General features: G+C 52.0%; 24 protein-coding genes and 1 pseudogene. 20 read left to right on the plus strand and 5 right to left on the minus strand.

Features of this window, described 5'->3' with window-relative positions; translation table 11 throughout:
* The first annotated feature begins 56 nt into the window (after positions 1–56).
* From WCI03_05825 to WCI03_05835, 3 genes are read left to right on the plus strand one after another with little or no spacing between them, the layout of a single operon-like run.
* Positions 57–692, plus strand: coding sequence for a GntR family transcriptional regulator (locus WCI03_05825; GenBank protein MEI8139371.1), 636 nt, complete (start codon positions 57–59; stop codon positions 690–692).
* Positions 689–1,249: a sialidase family protein gene (locus WCI03_05830; protein ID MEI8139372.1), complete on the plus strand. Its 561-nt coding sequence runs from the start codon at positions 689–691 to the stop codon at positions 1,247–1,249. Before WCI03_05825 ends, WCI03_05830 begins: the two co-directional genes overlap by 4 nt.
* A 2-nt stretch (positions 1,250–1,251) precedes the next feature.
* A complete protein-coding gene (locus WCI03_05835) occupies positions 1,252–2,127 on the plus strand; it encodes a dihydrodipicolinate synthase family protein (protein MEI8139373.1) in 876 nt (291 codons plus the stop codon).
* Positions 2,128–2,221: 94 nt separating this feature from the next.
* Here WCI03_05835 and WCI03_05840 read toward each other — a convergent pair.
* Positions 2,222–2,443, minus strand: a pseudogene (locus WCI03_05840) (aldo/keto reductase).
* Between the two features lie 16 nt (positions 2,444–2,459).
* Between WCI03_05840 and WCI03_05845 the strand changes: the two are divergent.
* Positions 2,460–2,930, plus strand: a complete 471-nt coding sequence (locus tag WCI03_05845) for an acetylxylan esterase (GenBank protein ID MEI8139374.1) — start codon at positions 2,460–2,462, stop codon at positions 2,928–2,930.
* A gap of 42 nt (positions 2,931–2,972) precedes the next feature.
* Here WCI03_05845 and WCI03_05850 read toward each other — a convergent pair whose 3' ends face one another.
* A complete protein-coding gene (locus WCI03_05850) occupies positions 2,973–3,758 on the minus strand; it encodes an AraC family transcriptional regulator (GenBank protein MEI8139375.1) in 786 nt (261 codons plus the stop codon).
* 107 nt (positions 3,759–3,865) lie between these two features.
* Between WCI03_05850 and melA the strand changes: the two genes are divergently transcribed.
* Genes melA through WCI03_05865 form a run of 3 tightly spaced genes read left to right on the plus strand, consistent with a single transcriptional unit; the run spans position 3,866 to position 7,507 of the window.
* Positions 3,866–5,284 (plus strand): alpha-galactosidase, encoded by a 1,419-nt coding sequence (melA, locus tag WCI03_05855; GenBank protein ID MEI8139376.1) that lies wholly within the window; start codon positions 3,866–3,868, stop codon positions 5,282–5,284.
* Positions 5,285–5,314: 30 nt separating this feature from the next.
* Positions 5,315–6,376 (plus strand): Gfo/Idh/MocA family oxidoreductase, encoded by a 1,062-nt coding sequence (locus tag WCI03_05860; protein MEI8139377.1) that lies wholly within the window; start codon positions 5,315–5,317, stop codon positions 6,374–6,376.
* A 27-nt stretch (positions 6,377–6,403) separates the two neighbouring features.
* On the plus strand, positions 6,404–7,507 hold the full coding sequence (locus tag WCI03_05865) for a VCBS repeat-containing protein (GenBank protein ID MEI8139378.1): 1,104 nt from the start codon (positions 6,404–6,406) through the stop codon (positions 7,505–7,507).
* A gap of 22 nt (positions 7,508–7,529) precedes the next feature.
* Here the strand turns inward: WCI03_05865 and WCI03_05870 are convergent, their stop codons facing one another.
* Positions 7,530–7,940: a VOC family protein gene (locus tag WCI03_05870; GenBank protein ID MEI8139379.1), complete on the minus strand. Its 411-nt coding sequence runs from the start codon at positions 7,938–7,940 to the stop codon at positions 7,530–7,532.
* A gap of 140 nt (positions 7,941–8,080) precedes the next feature.
* Between WCI03_05870 and WCI03_05875 the strand changes: the two genes are divergently transcribed.
* The 4 genes from WCI03_05875 to larE are packed head-to-tail and all read left to right on the plus strand — an operon-like array spanning position 8,081 to position 11,943.
* Positions 8,081–10,336 carry a 3'-5' exonuclease gene (locus tag WCI03_05875; GenBank protein ID MEI8139380.1) on the plus strand — a complete coding sequence of 752 codons (2,256 nt, stop codon included), beginning with the start codon at positions 8,081–8,083 and terminating at the stop codon, positions 10,334–10,336.
* Positions 10,333–10,764 carry a type II secretion system major pseudopilin GspG gene (gene gspG, locus WCI03_05880; GenBank protein ID MEI8139381.1) on the plus strand — a complete coding sequence of 144 codons (432 nt, stop codon included), beginning with the start codon at positions 10,333–10,335 and terminating at the stop codon, positions 10,762–10,764. The genes WCI03_05875 and gspG overlap by 4 nt, the downstream gene beginning before the upstream one ends.
* A 5-nt stretch (positions 10,765–10,769) precedes the next feature.
* Complete coding sequence (locus WCI03_05885) at positions 10,770–11,126, plus strand: type II secretion system protein (GenBank protein MEI8139382.1); 357 nt, start codon at positions 10,770–10,772, stop codon at positions 11,124–11,126.
* Entirely contained in the window at positions 11,116–11,943 is an 828-nt protein-coding gene (larE, locus tag WCI03_05890) for an ATP-dependent sacrificial sulfur transferase LarE (protein MEI8139383.1), read from the plus strand. The genes WCI03_05885 and larE overlap by 11 nt, the downstream gene beginning before the upstream one ends.
* Positions 11,944–12,001: 58 nt before the next feature.
* Here the strand turns inward: larE and WCI03_05895 are convergent, their stop codons facing one another.
* Positions 12,002–13,174 (minus strand): prenyltransferase/squalene oxidase repeat-containing protein, encoded by a 1,173-nt coding sequence (locus WCI03_05895; protein ID MEI8139384.1) that lies wholly within the window; start codon positions 13,172–13,174, stop codon positions 12,002–12,004.
* A 282-nt stretch (positions 13,175–13,456) separates the two neighbouring features.
* Between WCI03_05895 and WCI03_05900 the strand changes: the two genes are divergently transcribed.
* From WCI03_05900 to WCI03_05940, 9 genes are all read left to right on the plus strand, one after another.
* Positions 13,457–13,687, plus strand: a complete 231-nt coding sequence (locus WCI03_05900; GenBank protein ID MEI8139385.1) for a ferredoxin family protein — start codon at positions 13,457–13,459, stop codon at positions 13,685–13,687.
* 17 nt (positions 13,688–13,704) lie between these two features.
* A complete protein-coding gene (gene vorB, locus WCI03_05905) occupies positions 13,705–14,814 on the plus strand; it encodes a 3-methyl-2-oxobutanoate dehydrogenase subunit VorB (protein ID MEI8139386.1) in 1,110 nt (369 codons plus the stop codon).
* Positions 14,815–14,835: 21 nt separating this feature from the next.
* Positions 14,836–15,603, plus strand: a complete 768-nt coding sequence (locus WCI03_05910) for a thiamine pyrophosphate-dependent enzyme (GenBank protein ID MEI8139387.1) — start codon at positions 14,836–14,838, stop codon at positions 15,601–15,603.
* 11 nt (positions 15,604–15,614) lie between these two features.
* Complete coding sequence (locus WCI03_05915; protein MEI8139388.1) at positions 15,615–16,151, plus strand: 2-oxoacid:acceptor oxidoreductase family protein; 537 nt, start codon at positions 15,615–15,617, stop codon at positions 16,149–16,151.
* 15 nt (positions 16,152–16,166) lie between these two features.
* The gene (locus tag WCI03_05920) at positions 16,167–17,183 is read left to right on the plus strand and encodes a branched-chain amino acid aminotransferase (protein MEI8139389.1); all 1,017 of its coding nucleotides are present in this window, start codon (positions 16,167–16,169) and stop codon (positions 17,181–17,183) included.
* A 75-nt stretch (positions 17,184–17,258) separates the two neighbouring features.
* Positions 17,259–18,407: a hypothetical protein gene (locus tag WCI03_05925; protein MEI8139390.1), complete on the plus strand. Its 1,149-nt coding sequence runs from the start codon at positions 17,259–17,261 to the stop codon at positions 18,405–18,407.
* A gap of 58 nt (positions 18,408–18,465) precedes the next feature.
* Entirely contained in the window at positions 18,466–18,795 is a 330-nt protein-coding gene (locus tag WCI03_05930) for an ACT domain-containing protein (GenBank protein MEI8139391.1), read from the plus strand.
* Between the two features lie 23 nt (positions 18,796–18,818).
* A complete protein-coding gene (locus WCI03_05935) occupies positions 18,819–20,183 on the plus strand; it encodes a PFL family protein (GenBank protein MEI8139392.1) in 1,365 nt (454 codons plus the stop codon).
* Between the two features lie 2 nt (positions 20,184–20,185).
* Positions 20,186–21,064, plus strand: coding sequence for an archaeosortase/exosortase family protein (locus WCI03_05940; GenBank protein ID MEI8139393.1), 879 nt, complete (start codon positions 20,186–20,188; stop codon positions 21,062–21,064).
* A gap of 43 nt (positions 21,065–21,107) precedes the next feature.
* Here WCI03_05940 and WCI03_05945 read toward each other — a convergent pair whose 3' ends face one another.
* Entirely contained in the window at positions 21,108–21,869 is a 762-nt protein-coding gene (locus WCI03_05945) for an FHA domain-containing protein (GenBank protein ID MEI8139394.1), read from the minus strand.
* Positions 21,870–21,875: the final 6 nt, after the last annotated feature.

Here is a 21,875-nt window from a genome sequence, read left to right on the forward strand (position 1 = left end):
TGATATATCACGTGATATTATTAATGGATAAATACACGTTTGGAAGTGCAGTGCGCATGCGGCAAAAAACAGAACGAGTAACACTCAAGCAGCGGGCCTATGAGGACATTCTGAAGAATATCCTTGCTGGCCAGTTTGCGCCTGGAGATCTCCTGAATCGGCGGGGCGTGGGACTGCAATTGAAAATGAGTTCCGCGCCGGTGCATGAAGCCATGATTCAGTTGGAGCGTGACGGTTTTCTGGAGGCCCTGCCGCGACAGGGGACTCGGGTGCGATCCGCCTGCAGGGAGGATGTGCGTGGACATCTGGTCGTCCGTGAGGCGTTGGAGTGTCAGGCGGCTCGCATGATTTGTGGGGAGCGCGTGCGGCGGAATCTTTCGAGTCTGACTCCCTTGGCAGCGGCCGCCGACTCAGTTGAGCAATCAGATTCCCAGCGTGCGGTTAGTGAAGTTGCATTTCATGTGGCCTTGGTCGAGCTTTCCGCGTGTCCGGCGCTTCTTCGCGAGTATCGGCGCGTGATGCAAATTGGGTTATTCTACCGCATCAACCTGTTGATGGCCATGCCGCTGCGTGAGCCTGAGAATCGTCATCTCTCATTACTCGAAGAACTCTGTAAAGATACTCCCGAGGTTGCCGCAAATGGGATGAGGCGGCATGTTTGGTCCGGGAAACCGGATTCACTTAAGGCGTGAAACGGAATGGCGGTGACTACGATTTTATCGATGTGTTGATACGGCGTAGCACCGATGGTGGAAAAACTTTTGCACCCGCTGTGAAGCTGGTCGACCACACAACATATGGCAATGGGCCGGTGAACAATATCCGTAGTGAATCGGTGCTCCATCGCCGCCTCGTTGCGATTAGTCCCGACGGCGTCTCAGGCTGGCAGGTTCGCGGGTTTGACAACGCCTTGCAGGATCCGGTTTGCATGGCTAGTATCCTGCGTCATGATTGGGCCGCAGGTGATCAGGCGGGTCGGCTTCTGTTTGCCAATCCGGATCCCATCAATCAAACCCCTAATCCGTGTTTTGATCGTAAGCACCTGACCGTCAAGATGAGCTTGGATGACGGCACTACGTGGCCACTCACCAAAGTCCTCGAAGAGGGACCTGCCGGCTACAGCGATCTAGCCTGTCTTTCAGACGGTACGGCACTCTGCTTCTACGAGTGTGATGCCGTCACTCATATGTGTGACACCCGATTTTTGCGACTGGCACGGTTTGATAAACAATTCTTACAAAAAGGATAACAATGAAAACAAAGGGTTTGGTTGCGGCGCCGCCTACGGCATTCCGCGCGGATAGTAGTATTGATCTGGGTGTGGTGGCTCCGCTGGCTGAGCACCTCCGGCGGCAGGGGGTTGTTGGGGTATTTGTCAACGGTACCACGGGCGAAGGGATGTCGCTCTGCACCGAAGAGCGGGAGGAACTGGCGGCCGAGTGGCGGCGGGTATTGCCGTCGGGCATGCGGTTATTTGTGCACGTTGGACACAACTCCGTGGCTGAATGCAAACGCTTGTCGCAGCATGCCCAGGCCATTGGTGCCGATGCGATCGCGGTGATGGCTCCTGGTTTCTTTAAACCGGCTGGTATCGACGGGTTGGTCGACTGGTGTGCCCCGATCGCGGCAGCGGCGCCCGAATTGCCGTTCTATTTTTACCACATGCCCTCAATGAATGGGGTGAATGTCAGTATCGCGGACTTTCTTCCGCGCGCGGCGGATCGTATTCCGAGTCTGGCGGGCATCAAATTTACCTTTGAGGCTATGGGCGATTATATGTCCGCCTTGCGTGTGGCAGGTGGACGATTTGACGTGCTTTGGGGGCGTGACGAAATGCTGCTGGGTGCGCTGGCTATGGGCGCCGAGGGCGGGGTGGGTTCAACCTACAATGCGATTGCCCCGATTTACCTTAAATTGATCGAGGCTTTCAATCGCGGTGATTGGGAGTCGGCGCGCGATTTGCAGGCTCAGGCAATTGCCTTTATTGATTCCCTGGTGGCGACGGGTAACTTTTTTGCAGGGCTGAAGGCGTCGCTTCGGGCGCAGGGCGTTCCCATCACACCGGCTGTCCGGTTGCCGCTGGCGTCTGTGTCCGAGCAGAAACTGGCTCGCATCAAGCTGCCTTGAGTTGGATCTAATTGCGGGGATGGGGGAGTTGGTTGATTTGCAGTTCCCTGTCCTCTAAATATTCGCGTAGAGCCATGGGGATTGGCCAGTCGAGAAAGAAATGATTTCCCTGTTTTGTGTGCCAGACCAGGCCGCATTTGGTGGCCAGTACCACTTTGTCCCGGCGACCCTTAATGGCTTTACCAACCAGTATCTCGGCCATTCCGAGTCCGTAGGCGGGGGCGGTGTCAATGAGGTTGATGCCGGCATCGAGACTCACCTGAATGGCTTTGATAGAGGCCTGCTCATCCGTTCCGCCCCACATCCAGCCACCCAAGGTGGAACTATACAAGGTGGATTTCGCCACCGTTGGCCAGCAGCGCGTCTATGCCTGGTTTGCCAAGCCGCTGGAGCCTGCGCGCCACGGTTATGCCACGTTGACGATTCATATGCATGGGGAGCCGGTTGATCTTAAGAATTCCCAATATTTGGGGAGATCTACTGATAATAATAGTTTGTATCTGAATGCAAAGCATTCCGATGGCCGCACGGGGATTACTAAGGACTGGGTAGAAGATGACAAGGCGCCACGGGTAGATAGTTATTTCGACGTTTTGAATTTTGCGGCAAAGGTTTCCTGTCCTGTGTTGATGTGTGCGGGGCTTACGGATACCGTCTCGTCTCCCACCTCGGTGTATGCCGTTTATCAGACCGTCAGAGGACAGAAAGAGATTATGACCTGTCCAAATATCGGACATGCGTGGTCACCTGCGTTTGATCGTTACGCGTGGAACTGGCTTGCGAGAATCATGGCGTTAGAATAAAGGCGCTGCGATGAAATAAGGGTTTTGAATAATCATCAGTGACTATTGTCGATTACGAAAACGTAATTTTCCGGGACTCGTGCCCATGCACCGTTTGAAGAGGTGTGACATATGGTACTGATCCCCCATGCCGGCCTTCCCGGCAATGACTTTTAGAGGAAGGGAGGTTGTCAGTAACAGGTCTCGTGCATATTCCACACGAAGTGCCCGGACGTCCTCCATGGGCGTACGTCCCGTCAGTTTGCGATACTGACGGACAAAGTGGAATTTACTCATGCCCGCTGCTGCGGCCATCCAATCAAGTGTGACCGGTTCATGGATTCTTTCGCGTACTTGACGGCGCACTCCCTCAACAAAATCCTGATCAGCACACATCCATAAACTTTTGAATTGCACCAGTAGGGCGTCGCAAAGTGACTGAGTCAGGGCTGGAGTTAGCAGCTTGTGCGATTTTATCTCAGCTGTCAGCCATTCCATAAGGATGCGAATCCGGCCATGTCGATCACGTACCTTGATGGATATCTCTTCGGGAGGCTCGTTCCAGTCGAACGCTAGAAAGGCACTCTCGAGTATATCGTTCGGGGCAGTCCATTCAGCATGCGGGACACGTTTAGGATAGAAGAGAATGTCGCCAGCCGTGGCCTTGATCTTTTGTCCCCTAATTTCGACGTACTGTGACCCTTCTATGATAAGAATCATTTCATAAAAAGGGTGTGCGTGTGAGCCCATTTCCCATTGCGTATGACGCGTTTGCCTTCCAATCGATAGAAATCGTGATGTATTCATGGTGAATAGCAATTTCAGACAATAATTAGCAATCCCAGCCATTTACTGCAGGGCTAAAGAATATCATATTGCGCACATATCTCAAGCGTTATGGACTTTACTGACGAAAGCAATGCGGGCAATTAAAAGCAATATCCGGGAGGTCTTCAATGGCTAAAATAGCAATGATCGGTGCGGGCAGTCTGGTGTTTGGCAAAACGCTCATTTCGGATTTTCTATCTACCCCCGCCTTGAAGGGAAGTGAGTATTGCCTGATGGCTCTGACGCACAAGCGTCTGGACAAAATGCATGACTTCGTCAATCGCATGATCAAGGACAATTCCGTGGAGGCTCGGGTCACGGCCACGACGGACCGACGGGAAGCGCTCAAGGGCGCCGATTATGTGGTGGTCATGATCCAGTCCGGCGGCGTTTCTGAGTTCGCTCAGGACTATGAGATCCCCATGAAATATGGTGTGGACCAGTGCATTGGCGACACCATGGGGCCTGGGGGTGTTTTTCGTGCCCTGCGCCACATCCCGGCCCTGCTTGACATTGCGAAAGACATGCAGGAGCTTTGCCCCAACGCGATTCTTTTCAACTACGCTAACCCGATGGCCATGTGTTGCTGGGCACTTGGAAAGGTGCCGGGGCTCCAGTTCGTTGGACTCTGCCATGGTGTTCAGACCACGATGGATCTGATTGCCAGTTATGTTGGCGCTAAAAAAGAGGAAATTGATTTTGTCGCCGCTGGAATCAATCACATGGCATGGTTTCTCAAGCTCGAAAAGGAGGGGCGCGATCTTTACCCCTTGCTCAAGAGCAACTTTGAAAAGCCGGGGTACTATGTCAACGAGAAGGTGCGTGCCGAAGTGATGCGCCACTTTGGCTATTTCATGACTGAAAGCACGGGCCATCTATCCGAGTATCTTCCCTATTTCCGTAAGAACAAGAGGGCGTTGGATCTCTATTGTGACGAGCCAGCGTTTGGAGGTGAAACGGGTGCCTATTACAAGTACTGCAAGATGCTGGACGAGAAGTTCAAGACCCTCGACCCGCTCTCCATCGAATCGACCCTGCTTGGTCCTCGCAGTGCCGAATACTGCTCGCATATCATTGAAGCCAAAGAGACCGGGAATATCTTCAGGCTGAATGGCAATATCCGCAATGATGGTTTGATCACTAATCTGCCAAATGGGTGTTGCGTCGAAGTTCCGATCTATGTCGATAAAATGGGTCTGCATCCGACGGTTGTCGGGGATTTGCCTGTGCAATGTGCCGCGCTCAACATGACTAACGTTCTGGTGCAGGGGTTGACTGTTGAAGCCAGTTTCACAGGTGATCCGGAATTAGTGATGCAGGCAATTGCGCTGGATCCGCTTACCGCGTCAGTTCTGACCCTTGCGGAAATTCGAAGCATGGTCTCGGAAATGCTGGAGGCTGAGGCGCGCTACCTGCCGCAATTCAAAGATCGTAAACTTCGAGCTGTGCCGCCTATCAAGGTGCCGGCTCATGTCAAACGCCAGGAGGTGCCGGTAGACCCGGCTCTAGCGATTGCAAACCGTTTTGGGAAACTTGCTCAGGTGTAAAGGTATTAAATATTAAATAGGAAAACTCATATGTCAGATAAGAAAATCAAAATTGGCTTCGTCGGTGTTGGTGGCATGGGGCAATGTGCTCACTTGAAGAATTATGCAGCCCTTTCTGAACTTTGCGAAGTTGTCGCCCTTGCTGAATTGCGCCCGGAGATTGCACGTAAGGTGGCGCAACGTTATTTCATTCCCAAAACCTACCCCTCCCATGAGGAAATGCTGAAGAGCGAGAAACTGGATGGTATTGTCGCCTCACAACCGTTTACACGTCACGGAACGCTGATTCCTGACTTGCTGAAATCTAAGATACCTGTATTTACCGAAAAACCGATTGCCGGTACTATCGAAATGGGCGAGAAGATTGTCAAAGCCGTCGCCAATAGCGGCACCTTTCACATGGTGGGGTACCACAAGCGCAGCGACCCGGCAACCATGGCAGCCAAGGTGGAGATTGAACGACTTAAGCAAACGGGCGAATTGGGTAAAATGAAATATGTCCGTTTATTGATGCCAGCTGGGGACTGGGTGGCAGGGGGCTTCTATGACTTGATCAGCAGTCATGACCCTGCCCCGCAGATGCAATGGGATCCGGCTGATGCGTCACTGAGTAAGGCGGACTATGATACCTATATCAGCTTTGTGAATTATTATATCCATCAGGTAAATCTCATGCGCCATATGCTGGGTGAGAGTTATGAAGTCACTCATGTAGATCCTACGGCGGTGCTGTTGGTAGGCAAAAGCAAGAGCGGGATCCCCTGCACGATTGAAATGACCCCATACCAATCGTCCATTGATTGGCAGGAGTCAGCCCTGGTCTGTTTTGAAAAAGGATGGGTCAAAGTGGAACTGCCAGCGCCGCTGACATTGAACCGCGCTGGACGTGTCACCTTCTTCCGTGATCCCGGGAACGGGGTACAGCCCCAGTTTATTGAGCCGCAAATGCCCTGGGTACATGCCATGCGCCAGCAGGCGGTCAATTTCATCCGCGCCATCAAAGGCGAGATCAAACCCATGTGTGAGGCGTCCGAGGCACTTGAAGATATGCGTGTCGCGCGCCAATTCCTCACGCACTATAAGGGCGTCTAAAGGACTGTTCGAAATAAGGAGAAATGTATGCCACTGAAATGGAAGCGTGTTTGGATCTCTGACGAAACTTACGAATCAGCAGGCGTCTTTGACGTCAATGGTGATGGTATCCCTGACATTGTCTCGGGGGCTTTCTGGTACCAGGGCCCCGATTTCCGCCGCAAGCACTTCATCGGTGAAGTGAAACCGGCTGGCGAATATTTTGATGATTTCTCAACTATTGCCATGGATGTGAACGGTAATGGACGCACCGATTTCGTTACTGGTGGCTGGTGGGGGAATAACCTGCGCTGGCGCGAGTGTCCGGAAGATCCGACGAAACCATGGACGGAGCACGTTATCGCCGTGACCGGCAATGTCGAAACGACCCGTGCCTGGGATATTGACGGTGATGGGGTTCTCGAAATCTTCCCGAACACCCCGCCTAATCCGGAAGTGGCCTACTACAAGCTGATCGTCGATACCAAGGGTAAAGGTACAGGCAAATTTAAGAAAGTGGTCATCCATACCTTTGAAGGCAAGGGGCAGGGGCATGGGTTGGGATGTGGCGATATTGCTGGGAACGGGCGAAAGGACATCATTTTGTGCAATGGTTGGCTGGAGGCGCCTGCCGATCCCGAGCATGGCCGCTGGATTTGGCATGAAGACTTTCCGTCCCCGCCTTGGGGTTGGGCGGCCAGTATTCCAATGCTGGTGGTTGATCTTAATGGTGACGGCAAAAATGAAATCATCACTGGTAACGCTCATGGGTATGGGCTCTGGTGGAGCGAACAGAAGATTTCAAGTGGCAAACGCGAATGGATACACCATCCGATCGATCCCTATAATGCACAATATCACGATATGCAGTGGGTCGACATCGACGGAGATGGCCAGCACGAACTTGTCACCGGCAAACGTCATCGTGCCCATTGCGGGAACGAAGCGGGCGAATGGGATGACCTGGGAATTTACTATTTTAAATGGAATGGCGAATCTTTTGCCAAGCAGGTCATTGATTATGGCTCGATCGGCGAGGGGAAAGGTTGCGGGATCCATTTTGCCCTGGCCGATCTTCGTGGTACCGGTCGCTTGGATTTTATCGCTCCCGGCAAAGACGGACTTTCCGTCTACTACAATGAAGGTATGTAAACCCTTTTGGAGTGCGGGTAATTTACTTCAAAATGCAGTTTTCGTGGGTGATTTGAGAGCTGCGGTCGGTGTATTGATGAAACTCAATCCTGACTCCGCTTGGATCTGTGGTCCACATCTGCCAGCTTTGATCAGCGCCCAGCATTTTCTTCGTTGCCTCATATCCGTTTTGGGTCAGGCGAAGGCCCGTGGAGTCGATATCATCCACTTCCAAACAGAAATGCTGAATCGGACAACTCGCTTTGGTATCGATCTCGTCCCGCTGGAAAATTTCGATATAGCCGCCCCGGCTCAGTTCCAGATAAAACCCGACAACCTGGTTGTTACGAATGAAGTCGAATGCCTTCTTTAAACTCAGCCCCTGGCAGTAAAAGCGCTCTGATGCCGCCAAGTTCGACGCAGAAATACACACATGAGCCAATCCCTTGATCATTGCCTTCTCCTTTTATTCCGGCTTTGTTGAAGGAGAACTATAATGCCTCATCCATAGGGCGTCTATTGACAATTCATCGTTTCTCTTCGTTCCGTGGTTAGGTTTTCGAATTCTTGTTTTTTGTATATGGAAGGGCTAATATGCAAGAAACTATGACCGCTAAAACAAACGTTTTATTTTCTGATCCGCTCCTGATGGGGGCTGATCCGGCTACGGGTTTGATGGCCGTGGAGCATGTTGAGCGCGCTGCTCAGGATCAGATGGTATTATTTTGGCGGAAGGAGGGGAGAACGGTCCAGACTGAAGTCTCTTTCTCTCCCTTTATTCTGATAGCTGATAAAGCACTTTTGGAGGGGCTCGAGAAGGGCGTGGAAGTGATCGCGCTTAAGGGAGATGCGCCCTTCCGCTGGAGGGCCAATTTTCCGACCTGGAAGGCCTGTCAGAAAGCCAAAGCCTGGTTGGCGAAAGAGACCGGGGTTATGGCGGGGAATCCACAGGCGCCCTACTTCTTGCTGACGGATCCTGTTCAGCAATATCTGATTCAAACGGGCCAGACCCTTTTCAAGGGCCTTAACTTTGCAGATCTACGCCGGATGCAGGTGGATATCGAGTGCTACACTACGGAAGGCTATGATTTCTGTAATGCGGCTCGTGAGGGAGACCGGTTGATTGCGATTGCGATGGGCGATTCATCGGGTTGGAGTGAGGTGTTGTCTGGTGATGAGTTGGACGAGAAGACGATGCTGGAGCGGTTTGTTGCCATTGTACGGGAGCGGGATCCAGATGTCATTGAGGGGCATAACATTTTCAATTTCGACCTGCCCTATATCGCTGCTCGAGCAAAGCGGGGCGGGGTAAAGCTGTCGATTGGTCGGAATGGGGCGCCCCCTGATTCGCGTCCGAGCCGGTTCTCGGTCGGGGAACGGACAATCTCATTTACGCGGTTTGAAGTGTTCGGACGGCAGATCGTCGACACTTATTTTATGGTGCAGGCTTATGATATTACCCACCGTGCGCTTGCCGGGTATGGTCTCAAGGAAGTGGCGCGACATTTTGGAATTGCCCCTGCAAATCGGACCTACATTGAAGGCAGTGAAATTTCAGCAGAGTTTAAGCGCAATCCCCAAAAGTTGATGCAGTATGCCTTGCATGACATTCAGGAAACAGAAGCGCTGAGCCGCCTGCTTTCCCAAAGTGCATTTATTCAAGCCCAGATGATTCCCCTCTCGTACCAGAACATCGCCATTCGCGGCAACGCCACCAAGATTGATGCCCTGATTTTGCGGGAATATCTCCACCAGAAACGGGCCATCCCTATGCCCGAACGAGGTCGTCCGTTTGCCGGGGGATATACAGATATGTTTATGGAGGGCGTTATCCGGAATGTGCATCATTGCGATGTGCGCTCACTTTACCCTTCGCTCATGTTGACACGTAAAATCGGACCCAAAACTGACAGTCTCGAAGTGTTCCACCGGCTATTGGAACAGTTACGGCGTTTCCGGTTGGATGCCAAGCGTCATGAGCAGGAGGCATTCTCTGAGGGGGAGAAGTTGCATTTTGGTGCGTTGCAGGCCACATTCAAGATATTGATCAACTCGTTCTACGGTTATCTTGGATTCGATCAGGTACGCTTCAGCGATTTCGATGCCGCCGAGCGGGTGGCTTCGGAAGGGCGAGACCTGTTGCACCACATGATTGACTGGCTGAAAAAAAATGGGGCCCAGCCAGTTGAGATTGATACGGATGGCGTCTATTTTGTCCCCCCGACCGAAGGGGGCGTCAGCCAGAAATCATTCAGAAGCCATTTTTCAGCTTCCCTGCCCGAAGGCATTGACGTTGAGTTTGATGGCGAATATGTGGCGATGTTCAGCTACAAAATGAAAAATTATGCGCTGCTGACCGATAAGCAGGAGATTATTATTAAGGGAGCTGCGTTGAAGTCGCGCGGGCTGGAGCTGTTTCAACGGAATTTTCTGCGTGATATGATTCGACTTAAACTGGAAGGAAAAGAGGTCGAGATCCCGGCGTTAAAAACGCAATATGAATCAGCTATCCGGGACCGGCAGTGGCCTATTACGATGCTGGCCAAAACCGAAACGCTGCAGGATGCGCCTGCTACCTATGCCGCCAAGATTGAAGGGAAAGGCCGTGGGCGGAACGCAGCGTATGAGCTGGCGTTAACGTCTGGACGGGACTATCGAGCCGGGGATCAGTTGTCATACTACGTGGCAGGAATGAAGAAAACGGTGCAGGTGTTTGCTGCGGCGCGATTGGTGGCCGAGTGGAATCCCGTTGAGCGGGATGAGAATGTGCCGTACTATATCGCGAAATTGGATTCCCTCTATGAAAAATTCTGTGGTGGCAAACTGGGTGGTGAGCGGGAGGATGAATGAATAAGAAAAGTGGTTTTACGTTAATTGAGATTCTGATTGCCATGACGATTATTGGCATTTTGTCAGGAGTGGTGGGGTTATCGGTATCCGGCTATTTGAGGAAAGCCAAACTCGAGGCTTCCCGTGCCCAGATCAAAACGTTTCAGACAGCCTTGCAGATGTACAAGGCCGCACATGCCCAGTATCCCTCCACCTCGCAGGGACTTGAGTCGTTATGCGTGGCGTCATCCATTCCTCCGGTGCCGAAGGATTACCCCGCCGAAGGCTATCTGGAAAGTCGCAACCTACCCAAGGATCCCTGGGGGAATGCCTATATCTATCTTGTGCCCGGCAGGAAAGGGGAGCCGTATGAAATTGTGTCCTACGGTGCCGATGGAGAAGAGAGCGGTACGGGTGAGGCGGCAGACATAAGTAGCGCGAATCTGTGAGTTCTGTGAATAAATCAGGATTCACATTGATAGAGTCTCTCGTGGCGCTTGCGATTCTCGGGATCATTGTCGGGGTATTGGTAAATGTCCATCTTCAGTCCCTGCGCGCTGAACATTTTTCCCAACTTCGCACATCAGCGGTGCTTGAAGGGGAAACAATCTTATCCCAGTCCTTGTCAGGGATGGAGCGACAGGCTATTGTGGATCAGGCGAGTCAACAAGGTTGGGCCGTTACAGTGAGTAATTCGACAATGAATACGGCATGGGGCGAATGGCGGATTGCGGCAACGAATGTGGATGCCCCGGCAGTGACGTTGTATTTGAGGGCAGGGGAAGAGGTAAAAGAAGCGCATGCAAAATAAATTAATCAAACTTCAGGATCTATTGAGAGAAACTGATGGAGTGGTGGTGGCCTATTCTGGTGGTGTGGATAGCACGTTTTTGGCGGCGGTCGCAGTACAGGTCTTAGGTGACCGCGCCGTGGCAGTAACGGCCTTATCCTCAACCTATCCTGAATGGGAACAAAAAGAGGCTACTGAGCAGGCGCGGCATATGGGCATTCGGCAGATTGAAATTTCAACCCATGAAATTGATGATCCATGTTTTTCTGAAAATCCGCCCGACCGTTGCTATTATTGCAAAAAAGAGCTTGTGCATTATGTTCGGGCGGTGGCTGACCGCGAGGGAATTCAGGTCATCGTTGATGGCAGCACGGTAGACGATCTAGACGATATCCGGCCCGGGCGACGTGCGATGGCAGAAGGTCGTGTGAGAAGTCCTTTGTTAGAAGTAGGCTTGACCAAAGCTGAGGTCCGGGAGTTATCCCGTAAGATGAATTTGCCGACAGCGGACAAGCCATCTTTGGCCTGTCTGGCTTCGCGGGTGCCGTTTGGAACTCCGATCACTGAAGAGAAGCTGAAGGCGATTGATCAGGTTGAGCGAGCGTTGTGGGGTATGGGCTTCCGCCAATTGCGCGTCCGGCACCATGGCGAGATTGCCCGCATTGAGGTTGAGCCCTCGGAGATTGCCCGGCTCTGTGATCCCGAAGTGAGGGCGAAGGTGATTAAGGCTGCCAAAGAAGTGGGCTTTAAATATGTTGCCGCCGATCTTCAAGGCTATCGCACCGGAAGCATGAATGAGGCGTTAAAAAGAGCGAATTCAGGAGACAGTATCCAGTAGTCAGTATTTTTTCGGAATTCAACATGCTGGATCCTGAATTCTGGCTTCTGAATTCTCTCTATTTCCCCATCGCCACTTCGAGGGCCAACACGGTATAGGAGGTCACCAGGACGTCATTGGCCTCCCAGAAGCGGTTATTGGTGTTGACCCAATAGCCATGGCCGGTCTTGGAATCCACTTTTTGAAGGCCGACCAATTTCTTTACAAGTGCCTCGCGCCACATGATCTGACTTTGATCCTTGGCGGGGATGGCATCGCGGCCATAGGCGGCCAGGGCCTTGCTGAGGACGCCGTAGAAATAATAGAGCCCTTGATCGCCCATGCCGGGGTTTTCGTCCAGTGTCCAATGTTTGGCGGCCCAATCAAAGGCTGATTGAACGCGCGGGTCATTCTTGTTTACATCGGCATAGATCAGACTCAGCAAACCTGCGTAGGTCATGCTGCCATAGGATCGAAAGACGACGATACCTTCCTTATTGGTGGTGGTGCCCGCCTTGCTCTCATCAGGCCGGTAAGCGAAGCCCCCGGCATTTTCAGCGCCGGTGGACGGCTTATTTTGGAGTCGGTCGAGGTAACGCACTGCGGCGGCCCAATCCAGATCCACATGGGCCTCTGATTTATCGCGAAGATCCTCGGCGCTTTGGGTCAGGCGCATGGATTCATAGGCAATGACGGAATCGCTTAAATCGGTATAGTCGCGGCCGCTTTCGCGATCGTAGCCCATTCCGCCTTCATAGCGGTCATCGCCGAAATGTTGTCCGGCGGCCACAAACTTCCGGGCTTTGAGAACGATGGGGGTATACTGCGGGTCATTGAGCGAGTGGAGGGCAATCATACAGAGGGCGGTATTATAATTGCTGAGTCCGCCTCCCTTGCCGGGAATTTTGCGATAGATGCCGCCATCTGCCTGGACGTTGCCCAAGATGAATTTTGCGGCTTTGGCCGTGACTTCGGCTTTTTTAGGATGATTACTCATGCTGAACGCCCAGAGCGGCAGTGCCGTCAGGGCGGGAAAACTGGCTTCCGACCAGGATCCATCTTCCTTTTGCTGGGCGGCCAGCCAGTCCAGTCCCCGGTTGAGGGCGGCTTCGGTTTCCTTGGACGTGGAGATGTCAATTTTGCCGCCAACAGCTTGTTTGGTGACGAGCGTCTCCGAGGCGGCGGATGCGGTGAACATCGAGGTTACGAGGCTTAATACGACCAGATGACAGATAAACGCCTGTTTTTTCATAAGACTACTCCTTCTATTAAGTGCTACCTGAGCATTATATACTTCCTTCTGTAGGTCTCAAACAGATTAAACGCTGGCGGAGCCGAAAGAGTTCGCTAGGATTTGGAAATAGAGATCCCCTCGTAATTTCAGACTTCCTGTTATGTTGAGCTCAACATAACAGGAAGTCTGAAATTATCAGGAAAGGCTCGATTTTATTGTTGGGTGGCGATATTTTATTGCTGGTTGAGGGGAATCGTCGTAAATTTTAATCCCTATTTATCGAGTGATCGGGATAATCGCATGGCAAAAGGTAAAACGGAAATTGACATGGATTTGTGTAAGGGCTGCGGCCTCTGTCTTACAGCGTGTAAGTTCAATGTTTTGAAGCTATCCAATCCGGAGCAGGTTAACAAATATGGATATCGTTTCATGGTTTCGGCTCAACCAGAGCTGTGCACGGGTTGTGGGTTATGTGCTCTGATGTGTCCTGACAGTGCCATTTCGGTGTGGCGCTCTAAAGCGAATCATTAAGGGTTGATGGGTGTCTTATGGGCGAACGAGTGTTAATGAAGGGAAACGAGGCGATTGCTGAAGCAGCTATTCGAGCTGGCGTGCAGTCCTATTTCGGCTATCCGATTACACCCCAAAATGAACTGATTGCCTACATGTCTGTGCATATGCCTGCGAAAGGCCGGACGTTTATTCAGGCGGAGAGTGAATTGGCGGCAATCAATATGGTGTATGGCGCCGCAGCGGCAGGCATGCGCAGTATGACAAGTTCATCGAGTCCCGGACTCTCCCTCAAGCAGGAAGGAATCTCGTATCTTGTAGGGGCTCAGCTGCCTGCGGTGATTGTGAATATCATGCGGGGGGGGCCCGGCCTGGGTAATATTGCGCCTTCGCAAGCGGACTATTTTCAGGCCTGCAAGGGGGGCGGGCATGGTGATTATCATCTGGTGGTGTATGCTCCAGCTACGGTGCAGGAGGCTGCCGACCTGACCACCAAATCGTTTGATGTGGCAGACCGCTATCGCAATCCGGTGCTTATTTTGGGGGATGCCATTATCGGACAGATGATGGAGCCTGTGGTACTGAGCGAGAGCACCCCGAACCCACCGCCCAAACCGTGGGCAGTGGGGGGGATCCGGAATGGACGAAAACCCAACTTGATCAACTCTCTTTCATTGGAAGAAGGCGTTGTTGAGGAGTGGAACTGGCTTTTCAAAGCCAAGTATGAGGAAATTAAGAAAAACGAACTCATGGTTGAAATGCTTGATTGTGAGGATGCGGATCTGATTTTAGTCGCGTATGGAACGACCTCCCGCATCTGCAAGGAAGTGTTACGCCAGTCGCGCGCCAGGGGGTTGAAGGTGGGCTTAATCCGTCCGATCACGCTCTGGCCGTTTCCCTATAGAGCCATTGCGCAGGCGGCCCGGAAAACCCCTGAATTTCTTGTGGTTGAGATGAGTCTGGGGCAGATGATTGAAGACGTCAAGTTGGCGGGGCTAGGTGATGCGGCGATCCATTTTCATGGCCGGCCGGGTGGCGGAGTTCCGCGTGAGATCGATATCAGGGAAATTATTGAGCATGTGCTGGTGCAAAAAAGAGCAGGCAAAATCGCCACGCGGGGAACCGTGATTGATTGGGAAATTTCCTGAGGCAAGTGTTTTATGAGCGATATGGAAATGGAAAAAATTGCCGGACGATCCTCGTTGTGGGATGCCAAGCCTTCTCCCTATTGTCCGGGTTGTGGACATGGGGTGGTGCACCGGGTGCTATGCGAATTGATTGAAGAATACAATCTCGCTGACAATTGCGTCTTTATGGCGCCAGTAGGGTGTTCCATCCTGGCCTACACTTTTCTGGGACTGGATGTCTGTCAGTCAGCCCATGGCAGAACGCCTGCGGCAGCGACGGGTATCAAGCGAGCCCGTCCGGATACGTTTGTTCTGGCCTATCAGGGAGATGGGGATCTGGCTTCGATCGGTACAGCGGAAATAATTCATGCCGCCAATCGCGGGGAAAACATCACCACCATTTTCGTGAATAATGCGATTTACGGAATGACTGGCGGCCAGATGGCTCCCACGACCCTCGCGGGGCAGACGGCCACGACTTGCTCGAACGGGCGTGATGCGTCATTGGGGATGGGGAATCCGCTCCGTGTTTGTGAGATGCTTCAGAGCCTGGCGGGAGTGACCTATCTGGCGCGCACGACGGTGCATACTCCGGCAAATGTGATCAAGACAAAGATAGCCATTAAGAAGGCTTTTGATGTGCAACTCAAGCGGCAGGGGTTTTCGTTGGTGGAAATTCTTTCTTCCTGTCCGGTCAACTGGGGTATGCAGCCCGTTGCGGCCTTGGATTTTGTTGATAAGAAGATGGTGCCTCAATACCCATTGGGCGAGTTCAAGGTGGGTGGTGTTTCTGTCACACCAGGGGCATAGGAAGGCGTATCATGGAGCATCGTTGCATATTTTCCGGATTTGGTGGTCAGGGCATCGTTTCACTGGGGACTTTGGTGGCCAATGCCGGAATGGCGGATAACCGTTACGTGACATTTTTTCCTTCGTACGGTATCGCCATGCGTGGGGGAATGGCGAGTTGTACCATTGTGGTATCTGATCACGAGATTAATTCGCCGATCGTAAATGATCCGACTGTTTTGATGGTCATGGATGAGGCGTCCTACGATTGTTTTCATGGCAAGGTGGCTTCAGGCGGATTGATGTTTGTGAATTCAAGCCTGGTCAATAAGCGGATTTCACGTCCGGATGTTAAAGCGGTATATATTAATGCTACTGGTATTGCGCTCGAGCACGGGGATGGCCGCATGGCTAATATGGTGATGCTGGGTGCCGTTATCAAGTTGACCCGTATAGTTTCTTTTGAAGCCGTAGAAACGGCCATTAATAAAATTCCTTCGGTCAAGCTTCACTCGCTTATCGGTCGGAATTTGCAAGTCATGAAGCTTGGATTTGAGGAAGCGAAATAGATTAGGAGTTAGGTCATGTCGTCCAAAATTGATTTTGACAAACTGTGTTTTTCAATCACCCCCGGTGATACCATGTTCATCAGCAAATGTAAGGCAGATGGTGTGTGGGATAAAGGGGCCTGTCTGCCTTATGGGGACATCCCCATTTCTCCAGCCGCAGGGGTGTTGAATTATGGCCAGGGTTTGTTTGAAGGTCTCAAGGCGATGCGGACGAAAACCGGGAAAGTGGTGTTGTTCCGTCCTTCCGAAAACGGAAAGCGTATGACTGAGGGCGCCCATCGTGTCTGTATGCCTCCATTCCCTGTGGATAGGTTTGTGGAGGTGATTTGTGAGATTGTGCGCCGGAATGTAGCCTTTGTTCCTCCTTATGGGAAAGGCAGTCTTTACATTCGTCCGTGTCTTTGGGGGACGGGGCCAGTGTTGGGGGTCTCTCCTGCTCCAGAATTCACTTTTATGGTGTATGTCTCGCCTGTGGGCCAATATTTCAAAACAGGTGTCAAACCCATCAAGCTTGAGATCACTCGTGATTTTCACCGTGCAGCACCGAAGGGGACGGGCGGAGTGAAGTCTATTGGTAACTATGCGGGCGCCATGCTGCCTGCAAAAATCACCAAGGCTAAAGGATTTAACGAGTGTATTTATCTGGATGCGCATGAGGATAAGTATATCGAGGAAGTGGGCGCGGCTAATTTCTTCTGTGTGAAGGACCATACGTTGCTGACGCCCAAGCTTGGTTCGATATTGCCAGGCATCACCCGCAAATCGGTGATGCAGATTGCTCAGGATGTCATGGGATTGCAGGTGATCGAGAAGAGTCTATCGGTGGAGGAGGCGTTTTCGGCCGATGAGGCCTTCTGTTCCGGTACCGCCGCCGTGATTAGTCCCATTGGCTCCATTACTTGTGAAGACCAGGTGAAAATTTATCAAGATTTTGAGGTGGGGCCGGTCACTCAATCTTTGTACGATCATTTGACGCGTATCCAATTGTGTGAGGAAGAGGATCGATTCGGCTGGGTTGTTGAGGTCATGTGATCCGCGAAATCGGGAAGAGTGGTCGTTCGTCCATGCCTGTTTTATTCCATGATTACAAAGCGCATACTTTGGTTAATGCTGTTCCTTATAGCTCTGCCGCTATGGGGGCAGACAGGCCCCTCGGATGTTGCGTCTGCCAGGGTGGTGATTGAGTTTTTCTTTGAAGTGGGGTGCGATAGCTGTGCTGAGGTGCGGGGGACGGTGTTACCTGAATTGGAACAACGGTTTTCGGGCTACTTTGATCTCCGTGAGCGAGACATTGGCATTCAGTCTAATTATCTTGCTCTGGTTCATTATCAGGAGGCTGCTCATGTTAAGGATAATGAGCCGGTCTGTATGGTCGTGGATGGACGGGATTATCTGCCAGGTGTGGATCGCATCAAAAAACAGTTTTTCCCCGCTTTGGATCAGGCGTTGATCCGGTATCAGACGGGTGCCAGCCCCGCGCCCCTCCCTGCAGAGGCCGGTACGGGATTGACTGATGTCTCGCTTTTGCAGCGTCGAATTGATCGGTTTACGATTCTGGGGGTGATCTCCGCTGCTGCGGTGGATAGCATCAATCCCTGTGCCATTTCAGCGTTGGTCTTTTTTATGAGTTTCCTTTCGGCGGCGCGGATCGGGGTGCCTCGAATGTGGCTCTCCGGGCTGGCGTTTCTCGCGGCTTGTTTTGTGACGTATTTGGGGATTGGGTTTGGCCTTTTGAAGGTGTTGGGCTTTCTGACTGCTTTTCACGCATTAAAGGGAGTCATTGATGGTGGTCTGATATTGATGCTGCTCGGTTTTGCGTGCTTCTCCTTTCGGGACGCTTTGAAATATCATCGGACGGGTTTGGCTTCGGATGTCACGCTAAAATTGCCGATGAAGATTCAATCTATGATTCATCAGGTCATCAAAAGTGGCCTGCAGAACCATCACTTGATCCTGGGGGGGCTCGGAATAGGAGTGGTCGTCACGGTGTTGGAGAGTGTTTGTACGGGGCAGGTATATGTTCCGGCGCTTGTTATGATGTTAAAAGGAGGACACTCCATTTTGCGGTGCACGGTTTACTTACTGGTGTATAATGCGGTTTTCGTGATGCCGTTACTTATTGTGCTGGGGCTGACATGCGCCGGCATGAAGACCCCGGCGCTTGTCGCCTGGAGTCGACGGAATGTTGTTACGAGTAAGATTATGTTGGGGTTATTGTTTATGGGAATGACCGCACTGATGGTGCTGTTACATTGATTTCAGAGGAGAAGCGAAAATGAAGAAAACGGATAAGCCGGTTAAGGTACAGGGAAGAATGCGGGTTTTGGCGGCTCATGCGAGGGCTGTGGCGGACTCGCAGGCCGTTAAGGCGGAGAGCCGCATTGTAATTGCGGTAATCGGCGAGGATCGTCCTGGAATTATGGCAGGAGTGACGGGGGTTCTGGCCAAGGTGGATGCTAACATCCTGGATGTGAGCCAGACGATTATGAGCGATCTTTTCACAATGGTCATGCTGGTGGATATCAAGCGGATTTCCGTCCCTTTCTCTAAATTGAAAGCGACTTTGGAAGCTTATGGCAGGAGTTCCGGGCTCTCCATCATTTCGCAACATGAAGAGATATTCCAGGCAATGCATCGAGTTTAAGCAGGACGATCAGGGGATAAAAGATGGCTATCAGTTCACAGGAAATTATTGAAACGCTGGGCATGATTCATGCCCAGAATCTGGATATCCGCACTGTGACCATGGGCGTTGACCTCCATGATTGTGCGGGTGAGGATGTCGCGCGTGTGTCCCGGAAGTGCTACGAAAAGGTCATGAGAATGGCTGAACGATTAGTGCCGACCGCGGAGGAGGTGGCGCAGGAATATGGTATCCCCATTATTAATAAACGCGTTTCTGTCACGCCCATCGCCTGGGTGGCAGCGGCTTGTGAATCGGAGGATTATACGCCGATTGCCCGAGAACTGGATCGTGCGGCCCGCGAACTGGGGATCGATTTTATCGGAGGCTTTTCGGCTTTGGTTCAGAAAGGGATGACTCCGGCGGGTGAGGCCTTGATCCGTTGTATTCCCCGGGCGTTGGCGCAAACCTCCCGTTTGTGTTCCTCGGTTAATATTGGAACGACTAAAGCTGGCATCAATATGGACGCTGTGGCCCTGATGGGGCAAATCATCAAGGAATCCGCCCTTTTGACAGCGGATAGTGGTGGCAGTGCCTGTGCCCGGCTTGTAGTGTTTTGTAATGCAGTCGAGGATAACCCTTTTATGGCCGGGGCCTTTTTAGGAGCGGGAGAGGGAGATGGCGGGTTGTCTGTCGGGATTTCCGGGCCGGGTACCATCCGGGCGGTTGTTCAGGCACTGGGACGTGATCTGGATTTGCAGATGGTGGCTGAGGAAATCAAGCGGGTGGCATTTAAGATTACCCGGGCGGGTGAGTTGGTGGGGCGAAAATGTGCCGCGCGGTTGGGCGTGCCGTTTAATATTATCGATCTTTCATTGGCACCCACGCCTGCGCCGGGGGATTCAGTCGCAGACATTCTGGAGGGGTTGGGATTGGATAAGGTGGGGTGTCCCGGAACAACCGCAGCGCTTGCATTGCTGAATGATGCGGTTAAGCGAGGCGGGGCGATGGCTACGAGTCGGGCAGGCGGAATGAGCGGAGCCTTTATCCCGGTGAGTGAGGACGCCACGATGGCGCTTCGTGCGGCGGAAGGTTCCCTCACGATCGAGAAGCTTGAGGCCATGACGGCGGTGTGTTCCGTGGGATTGGATATGGTTATATTGCCGGGCGATACTTCAGCGGAAACCTTGAGCGGCATTATTGCGGATGAGGCCGCCATTGGGATGATTAATAAAAAAACCACAGCGGTCAGGGTGATTCCTGCGCCGGGTAAGAAAGTCGGTGATTTTGTAGATTTTGGCGGGTTGCTGGGCGGGGGGCCTGTTATGCCTGTGAATAATCACTCCTGTGCCGTCTTTATCCGTCGTGGTGGGCGTATCCCCGCTCCATTGCAAGGGCTGAGTAATTAATCGTGACGACCAGCATTCCAGATAAAGGCCGCGGCGAGCAGCGTGAAAATCTATTCTTTCTGTTTGTGATCCTGGCGGTCACGGTGATTGCGTATGGCCCCCTAATGGGTGGGGTATGGGAGATGAGTGCCCAGACCACTCAGGCCCTTAATGCCTTCGTGTTGTTGGGTGTGGCATTTGTAGATGCGCTGCTTACGGCGGTAAAAATGGGGCCGTTTCGACCCGCAATCAATTCCCACGGTTTGTTATTATTCGGGCTGTCCTGTCTGGCTCTGGCGACGGCATCCCTAGCGCAAGTATGGCCTTTTTCGGTTTTGGGATTATGTCTGAATGTGGGTGCCTTGTTATCGTTCTGTTTTGGCAAGAATGGGGTGAGGGCATTTTATCCCGCACTTGCGGGGTTTGCGGTGGTGGTTCTAATGCTGGTATTAGTACCGCAAGTTGATGAAACACTGAGGTTGCTTGCGGGCCGGATGTCTGCCTGGATATTGCCACTCCTCGGCATCCGGATTGAATATTTAGTCCAGGCGATGCCCTTTCAAGTTTATCTTGTTGCGGAGAGAGGTGCGGGGGTGTTCAACGTGGCTACCGAATGCAGTGGTATGGGTATTCTGATGTCCTCGATGGTGTTAAGTTTGATTCTAACCCTCAAGCGTCGAGTTCCGGCCTATGGTGTTATTCTTTTGCTGGCCGCATCCATGGTGATCGGGCTGGGGTTCAATATTCTTCGAATTGTGGCAATTGCGCTAACCGCACTCCGTACGGATCTCCCGTATTCCGTTATTCATGAAGGACTGGGAACAGGAGTTTATTTGTTGGCATTGCTGACCATATGGCTATTGAACTATTTGCCAATTACTGGAAGCCGTTCTTCATTATAGGTGAGGATGCAGGCTGAAATTTTTTCTCGCATGATGGCGGCCGTTAGTTCTTTAGGTTGTCGGCCTGGTTTGTTGATGTTTCGCTGGCGCCCATGTTGGTGAAGTTATCGGGGACTGTCGATTCCTTCGGGTTTTGTGCGCGGGCTGCATCGAGAAAGCGGGTGGCAAATTCCATTTCACTTTGCGCAAGCTTAATTTCCTGCTCAATATTATTAGTCCTCGACTGAATGAGCATGTCTTCGGCTTCGACAATCTCTGGGGGTGATGAGGTGAGGATGACTGTTGGGTTAATGAGTATGGTTGGGATATTTGTGACCATCCAGTCGGTATTATTGGTGTCATTATTAGTGTAGGGGCGACTGAGGCGGGCGGCTGGGGTTGGGGGCGGAGTAATCTTGAAGAAAGAGCAATTACCTATCAGGAGAATGGTTGCTAAAACCAAAAGAGGCAGCCCGATGGTGAGCAATTTTCGCCATTTGCGGAAGCCCGCAAGGCCTTCCCACGTTCCCGTATTGAGGTAAGATTGGACAAATAATCGTGTATGGCCGATTTCGATCACATCACCGTGTTTAAGGGGTGATTCATGAACTTCTGATTTGTTGATCAGGAGGCGGTTGGTTTCTCCCATGACGCAAATCTGGAGTTGCTCGGCGCGGGGAGTGATCTTGGCGTGGAGTTCGCCGATTTCTGAATCGGGTAGACAAATGTCACAGGAACTGCCTCGTCCAATGGTAACTGGGGAGCGTCCGATAGTGAGACGTTCCCCATGCTTTTCCCCATTAAGTATGACAAGTTGATAAGACATAAAGTG

The sequence above is a fragment of the bacterium genome (genome assembly GCA_037143175.1).
In the GTDB taxonomy this organism is placed as follows: Bacteria; Verrucomicrobiota; Kiritimatiellia; order CAIKKV01; family CAITUY01; genus JAABPW01.

Bases quoted from the DNA above. Each gene is read 5' to 3' on its own strand.
- WCI03_05825 (MEI8139371.1), top strand. From the start codon at position 57: ATGCGGCAAAAAACAGAACGAGTAACACTCAAGCAGCGGGCCTATGAG.
- WCI03_05835 (MEI8139373.1), top strand. From the start codon at position 1,252: ATGAAAACAAAGGGTTTGGTTGCGGCGCCGCCTACGGCATTCCGCGCG.
- WCI03_05850 (MEI8139375.1), bottom strand. From the start codon at position 3,758: ATGGCTGGGATTGCTAATTATTGTCTGAAATTGCTATTCACCATGAAT.
- melA (MEI8139376.1), top strand. From the start codon at position 3,866: ATGGCTAAAATAGCAATGATCGGTGCGGGCAGTCTGGTGTTTGGCAAA.
- WCI03_05860 (MEI8139377.1), top strand. From the start codon at position 5,315: ATGTCAGATAAGAAAATCAAAATTGGCTTCGTCGGTGTTGGTGGCATG.
- WCI03_05865 (MEI8139378.1), top strand. From the start codon at position 6,404: ATGCCACTGAAATGGAAGCGTGTTTGGATCTCTGACGAAACTTACGAA.
- WCI03_05870 (MEI8139379.1), bottom strand. From the start codon at position 7,940: ATGATCAAGGGATTGGCTCATGTGTGTATTTCTGCGTCGAACTTGGCG.
- WCI03_05875 (MEI8139380.1), top strand. From the start codon at position 8,081: ATGCAAGAAACTATGACCGCTAAAACAAACGTTTTATTTTCTGATCCG.
- gspG (MEI8139381.1), top strand. From the start codon at position 10,333: ATGAATAAGAAAAGTGGTTTTACGTTAATTGAGATTCTGATTGCCATG.
- larE (MEI8139383.1), top strand. From the start codon at position 11,116: ATGCAAAATAAATTAATCAAACTTCAGGATCTATTGAGAGAAACTGAT.
- WCI03_05895 (MEI8139384.1), bottom strand. From the start codon at position 13,174: ATGAAAAAACAGGCGTTTATCTGTCATCTGGTCGTATTAAGCCTCGTA.
- WCI03_05900 (MEI8139385.1), top strand. From the start codon at position 13,457: ATGGCAAAAGGTAAAACGGAAATTGACATGGATTTGTGTAAGGGCTGC.
- vorB (MEI8139386.1), top strand. From the start codon at position 13,705: ATGGGCGAACGAGTGTTAATGAAGGGAAACGAGGCGATTGCTGAAGCA.
- WCI03_05910 (MEI8139387.1), top strand. From the start codon at position 14,836: ATGGAAATGGAAAAAATTGCCGGACGATCCTCGTTGTGGGATGCCAAG.
- WCI03_05915 (MEI8139388.1), top strand. From the start codon at position 15,615: ATGGAGCATCGTTGCATATTTTCCGGATTTGGTGGTCAGGGCATCGTT.
- WCI03_05920 (MEI8139389.1), top strand. From the start codon at position 16,167: ATGTCGTCCAAAATTGATTTTGACAAACTGTGTTTTTCAATCACCCCC.
- WCI03_05925 (MEI8139390.1), top strand. From the start codon at position 17,259: ATGCTGTTCCTTATAGCTCTGCCGCTATGGGGGCAGACAGGCCCCTCG.
- WCI03_05930 (MEI8139391.1), top strand. From the start codon at position 18,466: ATGCGGGTTTTGGCGGCTCATGCGAGGGCTGTGGCGGACTCGCAGGCC.
- WCI03_05935 (MEI8139392.1), top strand. From the start codon at position 18,819: ATGGCTATCAGTTCACAGGAAATTATTGAAACGCTGGGCATGATTCAT.
- WCI03_05945 (MEI8139394.1), bottom strand. From the start codon at position 21,869: ATGTCTTATCAACTTGTCATACTTAATGGGGAAAAGCATGGGGAACGT.